This window comes from Psychrobacillus sp. BM2, from assembly GCF_048572895.1.
Lineage (GTDB): Bacteria > Bacillota > Bacilli > Bacillales_A > Planococcaceae > Psychrobacillus.
This window is the reverse complement of record NZ_CP183878.1, coordinates 2,665,911-2,677,974: the sequence shown is the minus strand read 5'-3', so window position 1 is coordinate 2,677,974 and position 12,064 is coordinate 2,665,911. Positions and strand designations below refer to the sequence as shown.

Sequence of the window (12,064 nt, the reverse complement as noted above, 5' to 3'; positions counted from 1 at the left end):
TTGATTCTACAAGATTAAATAATGAAAAATAGAATCAAAATAAAGGGAGGAATTGATATGTCATTAAAAGTAGGAGAAGTTATTACTTTCGAGCGGACTTTCACAACAAAAGAAGTTGAATTATTTACGAAGATTTCTGGCGATGAAGGGATTCATCATCTAACCCCAGATGAGCAGGAGAGACTTGTAGTTCAAGGGTTGCTTACGTCAACTCTGCCAAAAAAAGTTGGTGGAGATAATAACGTACTTGCACGTACGATGAATTTTGAGTTTATGAGACCAGTATATACTGGTGATACAATAATTTGTGAGGTAACAATTGAGCAATTTGAAAAGCAGGATAATAGAACACGTATTAGTGCATCTTTTTTATGTACAAATCAAATTGAGAAGGAAGTACTGAAAGGAAGCTTTGCAGGAGTAATATTATAAGATGTTTTATTCAAGGACGGAAAGTGCGGAAGATAAATTTTTTTCTTTATACGTAAATTTAAAAGAGCCCAATTCATCCGAATTTGGGCTCTTTTGATGTTTTACTTTATTAAGATAAAGGTCCGCCTTTAAAGGAAATGTCTTCGGAAACAGTACCAAACTTTTTAAAGTTCTCACGGAAGGACTGAGCTAGCTCAGCAGCTTTTTGGTCATATGCAGCTTTATCCGCCCAAGCATTGCGGGGGATAAGTACCTCTGAAGGAACGCCTTCCACTTCTTTTGGAATAGCTAATCCGAATACAGTATCTGTTTCAGTATCAGCATTGTTTAGTTTGCCATCAATTGCAGCACGAACCATTGTACGCGTGTATGAAAGCTTCATGCGGTTACCTACGCCGTATTCTCCGCCAGTCCAGCCAGTGTTTACTAAGAATACTTGTGCGCCGTGCTCATCAATTTTCTTCCCAAGCATTTCTGCGTATACCGTTGCATGTAATGGTAAGAATGGTGAACCGAAGCAAGTAGAAAATACTGGTTGTGGGGATGTAACTCCACGTTCAGTTCCAGCAAGTTTAGAAGTAAATCCACTTAAGAAATGATACATTGCTTGTTCTTTTGTCAGTTTACTGATTGGAGGCAATACGCCAAAAGCATCAGCAGTTAAGAAAATGATTGTATTTGGGTGACCGGCAACAGAAGGGTCTACAATATTATCGATATATTGAATTGGGTAAGCAGCACGAGTATTTTCTGTTAGTGAGTTGTCAGCATAGTTAGCTACGCGTGTTTCCGCATCTACCACTACGTTTTCTAATACCGTACCAAATGATATCGCATCCCAGATTTGAGGTTCATTTTCTCGAGTTAGGTCGATACATTTTGCATAACAGCCACCTTCGATATTGAACACACCGTTATCTGACCAGCCATGCTCGTCATCACCGATTAATTTACGACCAGCATCGGCAGAAAGTGTAGTTTTCCCTGTTCCGGATAAACCGAAGAATAATGCAACGTCGCCATCATCCCCTACGTTTGCTGAGCAGTGCATTGGTAAAATGTCTTGCTCTGGTAGTAAGTAGTTCATAATAGAGAAAATCGATTTTTTCATCTCGCCAGCATATTCAGTACCACCGATTAACACAGTGCGTTTTTCCATGGATACAATGATAAACGTTTCTGAAAGTGTACCATCTACTACTGGATCCGCTTTGAAATTAGGAGCAGAAAGAATAGTAAAGTCTGTTGTATGTGTTGCAAGTTCTTCTTGTGTTGGACGGATAAATAACTGATGAGCGAAAAGGTTATGCCAAGCGTATTCGTTAATTACTTGAATACCTAGACGGGATTCTTTATCTGCTCCTGCATATCCTTTAAATTCAAAGATTTCGTCTTGCTTGTTTAAAAAGTTAATCATTTTTTTATATAGTGCATCAAAAATGTCAGAAGAAATTGGTTGGTTTACTGTGCCCCAATCGATTTTGTCTTTTGAAATAGCTTCATCTACTATATACTTATCTTGTGGAGAGCGGCCGGTATATTTACCTGTTTCGGCTCTTACTGCACCAGTAGAAGTTAGAACAGCTTCTCCTCTTGTTGTAGCTTTTTCCACAAGTTGTGGCACTGACAATTGGCTGCTAACGTTATTTCCTGCTAACAATGCTTTCAGTTCACTCACCGTTTCGATTGAATTCATTTTAAATATACCATCCTTTTTTTATATTTCCTCTTCAAAAGAGGAAGTTTTCTAGATATGTGAATTAGTATAACACATTAGGTTCATTAGTCTATACTATTCACTTTTAATTTTTTCTTTTGTGTATAAAATACAAACAAAAATAGTTGACATCTTATACATACTTACGTATGATGATAAATTGAACGGATACTCTTATCCCGAGCTGGTGGAGGGGTCAGGCCCTATGAAACCCGGCAACCTGTAGTATTTTCATTATTACAAAGGTGCCAAACCTGAGACAAGGTGAAATTCCTTGATTGATAAGAGTGAAAGGTGCTTATGATACTAATACCTTTCCTCATGTATATTTACGTGAGTGAGAGGTTTTTTTATTGAACATCGCCCTTTATCCTTGTGTGCCAAGTCCGAAACGGCTTCAAGTTAACTTCAATGCATTTAACTTACAGTACTATTATGTGAAGAAAATGCATGAAACATATTGAATGGCTTGACATGGGAATGAGTACCGTATCAATTCTTGAGAGAAATCTCGCGGGATATAGGAGGAACAATCTATGACACAACGTCGATTATTTACGTCAGAATCAGTGACAGAGGGACATCCAGATAAAATTTGTGACCAAATCTCTGATGCAATTCTTGATGCAATTCTAGCAGAAGACCCAAACGCTCGTGTAGCTTGTGAAACGAGTGTAACAACTGGGCTAGTATTAGTTGCTGGAGAAATTACTACATCTACTTATGTAGATATTCCTAAAGTAGTTCGTGCTACTATTAAAGATATTGGTTATACACGTGCGAAGTATGGTTTTGACTCAGAAACTTCTGCTGTGCTAACTTCTATTGATGAACAATCACCTGACATTGCGCAGGGTGTAGATCAAGCGTTAGAAGCAAGAGAAGGTTCTATGAGCGACTCTGATATAGATGCAATTGGAGCTGGAGATCAAGGCTTAATGTTTGGTTATGCTTGTAATGAAACGCCAGAGCTAATGCCTTTACCAATTAGTTTAGCGCATAAACTAGCTCATCGATTGGCACAAGTTCGTAAAGATGAAACTTTAGATTATCTCCGTCCAGATGGAAAAACACAAGTAACTGTAGAGTATGATGAGAACAATAATCCGGTTCATATTGATACAATTGTTATATCTACTCAGCACCATCCGGAAATTACGTTAGAACAAATTCAAAATGATATTAAAGAAGTAGTGATCAATCCGATTGTTCCTACAAATTTAATAGATGATAATACAAAATACTTTATCAATCCGACAGGACGCTTCGTAATTGGTGGACCACAAGGAGATGCTGGTCTAACAGGACGTAAAATTATCGTAGACACTTACGGAGGTTATGCTCGTCATGGTGGAGGAGCATTCTCTGGTAAAGATCCTACAAAAGTTGACCGTTCCGCTGCATACGCTGCACGTTATGTTGCTAAAAACATTGTTGCTGCTGGCCTTGCAGATCGTTGTGAAGTACAACTTGCTTATGCGATTGGTGTAGCTAAACCTGTTTCAATTGCTGTAGAAACTTTTGGTACTGGAAAGGTAGAAGAAGTTGAATTAGTTTCATATATTCGCGAACTATTCGACCTTCGTCCAGCAGGAATTATTAAAATGCTAGATCTTCGCCGTCCAATTTACAAGCAAACAGCTGCTTATGGTCACTTTGGTCGAACAGACATTGATGTACCATGGGAAAAAACAGATAAAGCTGCAGCATTAAAAGAAAAAGCTGGATTATAAGGTATGAACCAAAAGAGGCTTTCCACTATAGGAAAGCCTCTTTTCATTTGTAAAAAAGGGAGTATAAAATTTAGTAATATATAGGAGAGTATCTTTTCTCTAGTTATCAAAAAAGGCACTAAAACTGTTTCTAGAGTTGAAAAAGAGCGACGGACAGCTATCGCCATAAGATTACCGGAAAAAGGGATATGCTTGTTTGTGACGTCAGTCACAAACAAGCATATCCCTAAAAACTCACTCGGTAATCATATAGCAAAATGTTTGTCCAAAGTCCTTCGAAAACGTTAGAAACATTTTTGACCTTAAAGGACCTAGCGTTTTTTTTTTTTCGATTTTCTTATCGTTGGAAGTTAAAGAAAACGTGGAACTATCAAACATTGCAAATAATTGAGCAATTACTTATATATTCGTTACCCTAATTTACTTTTGAAGGGATTTATAATATTGTCCTTTTTCTACATATTCTCGGATAATTCTTTGTACGTCAGCTTTATCTTCATCATTTAACTCGCGTACAACTTTTGCTGGACTACCTAGTGCTAATGAATTTGGAGGTATTTTTTTGCCTGGTGGTACGAGACTTCCTGCTCCGATAAATGCACCTTCACCAATTTCAGCACCATCTAAAATAATCGATCCCATTCCTATTAAGGCACCTTTTCGTACGATACAGCTATGTAAAGTCACTTGATGTCCAATTGTTACTTCATCTTCTATTACTAATGGTTTGTTAGGACTTTGATGTAGACAACTTAAATCTTGTATACTTACTTTACTTCCAATAATAGTAGGTGCAACATCCCCTCTAATTACCGTATTAAACCAAATTGTAGTCTCTGGACCGATTGTCACATCCCCTGTTATTGTGACATAATCAGCTATAAAAGCAGAGTCATCAATAGTAGGTGTTTTACCTTTATATGGATAAATCATTTTGCATACACTCCTTTTGAAAATAGAATATAATTAATCGTATCAGACATACAGATTGAAAGAAACTTAATATCATGAAATTGCAAGGAAAGAAAAGAGGTTTGTTTATATGTGGAAATGGGAAACAGAAGGAAAGCCTAAAGCAGTAATAGTTATTGTTCACAGTGCCTATGAACATCACAGAAGATATGCTTGGTTAATTGAAAAATTGAGAAGCTCTAACTATCATATCGTTATGGGAGACTTACCAGGTCATGGAGAACTAAAAAAAACAAAAACTATTCACGACGAATCCTTCGAACAGTATAAGAACTACATTAAACAAGCGATGCAAGTTGCGGTTACGTATGACCTGCCAATATTTTTAATGGGACATGGTCTTGGAGCCACCCTTCTTATAAAAGTTTTACGTAAACTTGAAATTGAATATGCGGGAGTAATACTGACATCACCATGGTTCCATCTTGAAAAGCTTCCTTCGAAATGGACGAACACATTAGCAAAATTATCAATACCGCAGAAAATCAACCATGATATTCACTTAAACGATTTAACGAGAAATTATGAAGTATTTCAACAATTTGTATCAGATCCTATGTATAGAACCTATATTTCAACAGAATGGTACAAGGAACTCCAAGCACTTTTAAAATCTGTGAATCAATCGACAATCTCAATACCAAATAAACCTATACTTGTTATGACTGGAGAGCGGGATAAGATAACCGATGCAAATGCTGCAGCTAGCTGGTTAAGGAAGCAGGAGCTTTCTGAATATCATTATAAAGAATGGAAAAATTGTTTTCATGATCTCTATCAAGAACCGGAGCGGGAAGAAATCTTTACCTATTCACAGTCATTTATAAATAATGTACTAACAGATATCGGCTATATTGTTTGAATCAAAACTCCCATCTACGTTTACAGTAGATGGGAGTTTTGTGATGAAGCAGAGGAAATATAATTATTATAAGTTGACATAACACCTCTAGGTTATATATAATATAACACCTATAGGTTACACTTTTACGTTGAAAAGGAGCTATTAATGATGAAAGAAAATTTACCTGATATAACACAGACTGTTTTAGTAGAGGCACCAATCCAAAAGGTTTGGAATTATGTTTCAACAGCAGAAGGAATTTCTGCTTGGTTTATGCCTAATGATTTTCAAGCTCGGGAAGGATATGAATTTACTATTCAGTCACCATTCGGACCGTCTCCCTGTAAGGTACTTGAAATTGACGAACCACATAAACTCTCATTTCAATGGGACACAGATGGTTGGTTTGTTACATTTCTTTTGAAAGAAATTGGTTCTCAAACTGAATTCACATTAATCCATGGTGGCTGGAAAGATGAAGAATCCATTGTTCCGAAAGCTAAAAAGTCAAATGCAGAAGTACGCGGCCAAATGAACCAAGGCTGGGTTGGCATTGTACAAAACAAATTTAAGCAAGTTGTCGAAGCATAATGACTGATGCCATCAAAAAGGTGGATGTTTTTCAAGCTATTGCTGACCCAACAAGGAGAGATGTCCTTCGACTGCTAGCAAAAAAAGAAAGATCCATTGCCGATATTTCTTCTTATTTCGATATGAGTAGAACAGCAATTGTTAAGCATCTTAATGTTTTAACTGAAGCAGGTTTAGTCAATGGTCAAAAGTTAGGTAGAGAAAAAGTGTATCATTTGCAGCCGGAGCCATTAACGGAAGTAAAACAGTGGCTCGACTATTATGAACAGTTCTGGAATAACAAACTATCTAGATTAAAATTCTTAGTCGAAAATGAAGACAGAGATAAATAAAAGCTAAAACCCCCCGTCAGCGAGCGTGAGTGCTGACGGTTTTTTAATTATATGTACTTGAAATTCAGTGTTGCTGATGCATAACGAGGGCCCCAGCAACAGGGCTATCCGCTCGAGTGAAACCCAAAAACGCCGCCACTGAGCAGCCGCCCTAACATAATCGCTCACAACTAACAAAAAAGCTGGATCAAGGACAATTATATATCTTGGATCCAGCTTTTTATAGTATAGGCTATCCATCTTTGCTGACCAGTCTATCTAAAAATTCAATTCCAAATAAATCACTTGCAAATAGATAGGAGGAAATATATAGTATTAGTGTAATAGGTAAATAGTACACGAATACGCTATGATAAAGATAATAAAAAGGAGATGGAAAATTGAAAGGATTGCTGTTAAAGGAATGGGCTCTTTATAAGTCATGGCTTTTCGGTTCAGCAGTAATGGGGATTGGGGTTGTTTTAATCCTTCCGATAATATTGGAAAGATATTTAATAACACAGGTACCCATTCAGGAAATAAGAATAATTTTAATGTTTTTAATGCTTGGCTTTAGTATTGTTAATCTCCTTATTCAGTTTAATAACTCATTAAATACCGACAATGGAAAAAAAGATATGTGGCTGCATAATCCCCATTCAATGCACAAATTAATTGGTACGAAATTTTTATTTAGCATAGCTATTTACTTTGTTGGAATTACTTTCATTACGACAGCTGGGATATATTTCTTGTCAGATGTGTTTTTGGGTAGCTTTGCGCAATTACTTAATTTACAGCTTTTATTATTAGCTGTAATGCTATTAGCCGGCATATTTGTAAGTATTGCATGGTTACTCTTCTGGACAATTTATTTGGAAGGTAAATATTGGATCGGTAAATTTTCACTAATTACTTCGGTAGCTATATTCTTTTTATTGGCTAGTTTTTTACCGAGACTATTTGACTTTCTTTCACTTGATAGGGTATTAAACCATGGTGAGATATCTTTAAAATTTATAGAAGGCTATTTACCAACCCTTTCAATAAGTAATTTTGTCTTGGAGTTAGGTTCTATATATATTGTAGAGGAACTGTTTAGCTGGATAATAATTATTTTGTTGTTTTGGGGAATTTGTAAATGGCTGGAGAGGGTGATTACGAGATGACGCAGGATTTCACTCGTGATAAGCCTATTTATAGCCAGCTAGTTGATTTAATCTGTGGGGATATTTTAAAAGGTAACCTACAGCCCGGAGATAAAATGCAATCCGTTCGAGAATATTCATTGGAGGTTGGTGTTAATGTCAACACCGTACAACGTGTATATAAGGAGCTTGAATCGATGGAGCTAACAGAGACAAAGCGTGGGCAAGGCACATACATCACTACAGACGAAGAGCGTATTTTACATTTACGTGAGGATATGAAAGTAGAATTGGTTAATCAGTTTCTTCGATCTATTGCAGCATTTGGTTTTTCAAAAGAAGAGATAATTCAAATTTTGCAAAGAAAGGAAGGTGCTAAATGATTCATCTACAAAAAGTTTCGTATAAGTATCAAAGACAAGAGGTTCTTCGTGATGTTTCATTGATATTCCCTATAGGGCAGATAATAGGTATTGCAGGAGAAAACGGGAGTGGAAAATCAACCTTGTTGAAAATAATAGCAGGGATACAGAGACCTCGAAAGGGAACCATTTCTCTTCATAACGAGTCCTTATCTAGAAGACATGCAACTCACATTGCATATTTACCTGATACGGATTTGTTTTATAGCTTTTATACAGCGAAGGAACTTTTCGCATTTTACGCATCTCAATTTAACGATTTTTCTGTAGAAAAGGCAATGGAGGTAGCAAAATATTTAGAGGTTAATGTTGATGTGAAGCTGAAAAAGCTTTCTAAAGGGAATCGTGGAAGAGCGAAAATGGCAGCGACACTTGGTAGAAATACATCCTATTATGTGATGGATGAACCGTTTTCTGGGTTAGACCCAATTGTTCGCGAATCGTTAATAAGTGGACTGATCCGTTATACAAATGTTGAGGAACAATCGATTATTTTATCGACTCATGAATTACATGAAGTTGAACCAATACTAGATCAACTTATAGTTTTAAAAAATGGTAAAGTTATTGCCCAGGATGAATTAGAAACAATCCGCTTTGAAACCAATCAGGATGCAGTGAGCTGGATGAAAAATGTAACGAAAGAGAAGGTGAATTAAATGTCTACACCGATCGTGCAATTAAAAAATGTCACAAAAGTTATTAAAGGAAAAACACTTATCGATAACGTGTCTCTGGAGTTATTTCCCGGTCAAATCACGGGATTTTTAGGTCCAAATGGCGCTGGTAAAACAACCACTATCCGTTTAATGACTGGTCTTATGCATCTAACTAGTGGGACTATTACTATTGAAGGTGCATCTATTGCAGATGATTATGAAAAGGCGATAGCAAATGTAGGAGTAATCGTAGAAAACCCGGAGATGTATAAGTATATGTCTGGTTATAAAAACTTACTTCACTTTTCCAGAATGCATAATGGTGTAACGAAGGCACGGATAGATGAGGTGATTAACCAGGTAGGGCTAACTAAGCGAATCCATGAAAAGGTGTCGACGTATTCATTAGGGATGCGTCAGCGATTAGGATTAGCACAAGCCTTACTACATGATCCGAAATTCTTAATATTAGATGAACCAACGAATGGTTTAGATCCCGCGGGAATTCGCGAGTTCCGCACGTATCTTCGCAAAATAGCCCTAGAAAATAACGTATCTATTTTTGTTTCTAGTCATCTGTTGTCAGAAATAGAGTTGATGTGTGACCGTGTGGCTGTTATTCAAAACGGTAAGCTGATTGATGAACGGATGATTCAAAGTGATGAAAAGACGCGTATGCAGCTTAAAGCAGAGCCAGCAGAATTAGTTGAGAACTATCTAACTTCAAATGGCTATGTATTTACATTGCACGAAGGGGTATTTTTACTTGACTTGAAAGAAGAGAAGGTACCAGGTCTTATCAATGAGTTAGTTGCTCAACAGGTTCAAATTTTTGCTATTTCAGCAGTGCATGAAACGCTGGAAGAGCAGTTCCTTCAAATGACAGGAGGCGGTCAAATTGTTTAGTTTGATACAAAATGAATGGATGAAATTATGGCATAAAAAAGGTACATGGGCAATTTTAGGTATTTTAATATTAGTTATTATTGGTGTCGGTGTATTGGATAAAGTGACCATGGATGAAGTAGATACCTCTGAATGGAAACAGGAACAACAAGCTTTGATCGATGATGCCAATGCTCAGCTTCAAACTCCTGACCTAGATGAATGGTCCATCCAGATTTTTGAAGAGCAAAAAGCGATGGCACAGTATCGTTTAGATAATAATGCAGCACCTCAAGTGAACCAAAGTATGGAAGGAAATATGGCATTTGGTGCTTCCTTAATGATACTTATTACTTTGTTAACTGTTATTCCAGGAGCATCCATTGTATCGCAGGAATTTACAGATGGTACTATTAAAATGCTTTTAACCCGACCGGTTTCCCGTTTCAAAATATTAGCGTCTAAACTAATAACGATTTTCTTGTTTGGTATTTCATTAATAATAGTTACGATTATCCTCACTACAGTAATTGGATTTATCTTATTTGGAACTGCAACTGGAGTCGACCTGACTATTGTTGATGGTGTTGTACAGCAAACAAACACGATGAAAGATATTTTCCTAACATATGTGTACTCTTTAGGTGATTTCACCATGTCTATCCTGTTTGCCTTCTTTATCGGCACGGTATTTAGTTCACCTTCTATTGCTATCGCTTTGTCTATGCTGTTTTTAATGATGGGACCAATGATCATAATGCTCCTACAAAAGTATATACCAGTAGAGTATATTTGGTTAACGCATTCCGACTTAACTCAGCATCTTAGAAAAGATTTTTTTATAGAAGAAACTACTCTTTCCATGTCTTTAACTGTCCTAGCGGTTTATGCACTACTATTTTTGGTGTTAAGCTTTATGACGTTTATTAAACGAGATGTGAAGGCATAAGTAAATATTTTATGTTATAATTTGTTGGTTGAAATAGAGAATAGAGTTAGGAGATTTAACATGCAAAACCAACATATAATTCGTAACATCATCGTGGAAACACTTTCAAAGCCTGGTAATTTTGCTAAAGTTGCAACTGCAATTGGTATGGCAGAGGGAGACATTGGGGACATTACCACGCTTAAAAGTGGAGCTTTAACAACTATTCGCGACATTACTATTACTTGTAAATCGAAAACTCAGTTGGAACAAGTGATTTCCAATATTGAAGCGATTGATAATGGGGTTAAAATTCATGCTGTTACAGATGATGTATTAAAAGCGCATGAAGGCGGTAAAATTGCTATGAAGAGCAGACTAGACGTTCGTTCTTTGGGCGATCTTCAACGTATTTATACACCGGGTGTTGCATCCGTTTGTATGGATATTTTACATAATCCAGAAAAAGCTAACTATTTTACTTCTATTGGTACATCTGTAGCTATCGTGACTGATGGTACGGCCATTTTAGGACTTGGTAATATTGGACCTGTTGCAGGGATGCCTGTTATGGAGGGAAAAGCAGTATTGCTGGACCAGTTTGTCGGATTAAGTGGAATTCCAATTTTATTGAATACAAGCGATCCGGATGAGATTGTTGAGACAGTCAAACATATTCATAAAGGATTTGGAGCAATCTTACTAGAAGATATCGGGTCTCCACATTGCTTTGAAATAGAAGAAAGATTGAAAGCAGAATTGCCAATTCCGGTTATGCATGATGACCAACATGGTACTGCGGTAGTAGCACTAGCGGCTATATTATCTGCTTGTAAAGCTACAAATGTGGATATTAAAAAAGCAAAAATTGGTCAAATTGGATTGGGTGCTGCAGGTTTAGCCATTTGCCGTATGTTAATGGCATATGGTGTGGAGGAAGTTTACGGTTTAGACCGTCAAGAGGCTGCTCAAGAGAGATTGAATAATTACGGTGGTCAAACTTTAGAATCATTAGAAGCTGTGATGGAAAAATGTGATATTATTGTTGCTACAACCGGGGTTTCTGGTCTTATAAAACAAGAAATGGTTCGTGAAGGACAAATAATATTAGCGTTATCTAACCCAAACCCAGAAATTTTACCTTCTGATGCAATTGCGGCAGGAGCAGCTTTTGCAGCTGACGGACGGTCTGTAAACAATGTTATCGGTTTCCCAGGTATCTTTAAGGGTGCTTTAGATGCTGGTGCAAAAGAGATTACCTACCCAATGTTAATCGCTGCGTCTTTAGCAATTGTTAATCACACTAAAATGGGTGAGCTTATTCCAAACCCGTTGGATCCAACATTACATCATTTAGTTGCAAGAGCAGTAGAAGAAGCTGCCAATAAAGAAATGAGTAATTAATAGAATAAAAGCTAAGTT

General features: G+C 36.9%; 13 protein-coding genes and 1 riboswitch. Of the genes, 11 read left to right on the top strand and 2 right to left on the bottom strand.

Going from position 1 to position 12,064, the window contains the following annotated elements:
- Nucleotides 1–57 precede the first annotated feature (57 nt).
- Nucleotides 58–432, top strand: a complete 375-nt coding sequence (locus tag ACN6MX_RS13100) for an enoyl-CoA hydratase (RefSeq protein ID WP_419959339.1) — start codon at nt 58–60, stop codon at nt 430–432.
- Between the two features lie 109 nt (nt 433–541).
- On the opposite strand, the gene pckA is transcribed toward ACN6MX_RS13100, so the two are convergent.
- Nucleotides 542–2,128 (bottom strand): phosphoenolpyruvate carboxykinase (ATP), encoded by a 1,587-nt coding sequence (gene pckA / locus ACN6MX_RS13095; RefSeq protein ID WP_419959338.1) that lies wholly within the window; start codon nt 2,126–2,128, stop codon nt 542–544.
- A gap of 192 nt (nt 2,129–2,320) precedes the next feature.
- Nucleotides 2,321–2,437: riboswitch (SAM riboswitch) on the top strand.
- A gap of 248 nt (nt 2,438–2,685) precedes the next feature.
- Here pckA and metK point away from each other — a divergent pair.
- Nucleotides 2,686–3,882, top strand: a complete 1,197-nt coding sequence (gene metK / locus ACN6MX_RS13090; RefSeq protein ID WP_419959337.1) for a methionine adenosyltransferase — start codon at nt 2,686–2,688, stop codon at nt 3,880–3,882.
- Between the two features lie 420 nt (nt 3,883–4,302).
- On the opposite strand, the gene ACN6MX_RS13085 is transcribed toward metK, so the two are convergent.
- On the bottom strand, nt 4,303–4,815 hold the full coding sequence (locus ACN6MX_RS13085; protein WP_419959336.1) for a gamma carbonic anhydrase family protein: 513 nt from the start codon (nt 4,813–4,815) through the stop codon (nt 4,303–4,305).
- Between the two features lie 109 nt (nt 4,816–4,924).
- Between ACN6MX_RS13085 and ACN6MX_RS13080 the strand changes: the two genes are divergently transcribed.
- The 9 genes from ACN6MX_RS13080 to ACN6MX_RS13040 all read left to right on the top strand — a co-directional run bounded on the left by ACN6MX_RS13080 (nt 4,925) and on the right by ACN6MX_RS13040 (nt 12,046).
- Nucleotides 4,925–5,716: an alpha/beta hydrolase gene (locus ACN6MX_RS13080; RefSeq protein ID WP_419959335.1), complete on the top strand. Its 792-nt coding sequence runs from the start codon at nt 4,925–4,927 to the stop codon at nt 5,714–5,716.
- A 147-nt stretch (nt 5,717–5,863) separates the two neighbouring features.
- A complete protein-coding gene (locus ACN6MX_RS13075; RefSeq protein WP_419959334.1) occupies nt 5,864–6,289 on the top strand; it encodes an SRPBCC family protein in 426 nt (141 codons plus the stop codon).
- Nucleotides 6,289–6,621, top strand: coding sequence for an ArsR/SmtB family transcription factor (locus tag ACN6MX_RS13070; protein WP_419959333.1), 333 nt, complete (start codon nt 6,289–6,291; stop codon nt 6,619–6,621). Before ACN6MX_RS13075 ends, ACN6MX_RS13070 begins: the two co-directional genes overlap by 1 nt.
- A 380-nt stretch (nt 6,622–7,001) precedes the next feature.
- Nucleotides 7,002–7,769 carry a hypothetical protein gene (locus ACN6MX_RS13065; protein ID WP_419959332.1) on the top strand — a complete coding sequence of 256 codons (768 nt, stop codon included), beginning with the start codon at nt 7,002–7,004 and terminating at the stop codon, nt 7,767–7,769.
- The gene (locus tag ACN6MX_RS13060; RefSeq protein WP_419962623.1) at nt 7,766–8,131 is read left to right on the top strand and encodes a GntR family transcriptional regulator; all 366 of its coding nucleotides are present in this window, start codon (nt 7,766–7,768) and stop codon (nt 8,129–8,131) included. The genes ACN6MX_RS13065 and ACN6MX_RS13060 overlap by 4 nt, the downstream gene beginning before the upstream one ends.
- Nucleotides 8,128–8,829: an ATP-binding cassette domain-containing protein gene (locus tag ACN6MX_RS13055; protein WP_419959331.1), complete on the top strand. Its 702-nt coding sequence runs from the start codon at nt 8,128–8,130 to the stop codon at nt 8,827–8,829. Before ACN6MX_RS13060 ends, ACN6MX_RS13055 begins: the two co-directional genes overlap by 4 nt.
- Complete coding sequence (locus ACN6MX_RS13050) at nt 8,830–9,735, top strand: ABC transporter ATP-binding protein (protein WP_419959330.1); 906 nt, start codon at nt 8,830–8,832, stop codon at nt 9,733–9,735.
- Nucleotides 9,728–10,663, top strand: coding sequence for an ABC transporter permease subunit (locus ACN6MX_RS13045; protein WP_419959329.1), 936 nt, complete (start codon nt 9,728–9,730; stop codon nt 10,661–10,663). The genes ACN6MX_RS13050 and ACN6MX_RS13045 overlap by 8 nt, the downstream gene beginning before the upstream one ends.
- A 60-nt stretch (nt 10,664–10,723) precedes the next feature.
- Nucleotides 10,724–12,046, top strand: a complete 1,323-nt coding sequence (locus ACN6MX_RS13040) for an NAD-dependent malic enzyme (RefSeq protein ID WP_419959328.1) — start codon at nt 10,724–10,726, stop codon at nt 12,044–12,046.
- Nucleotides 12,047–12,064 lie beyond the last annotated feature (18 nt).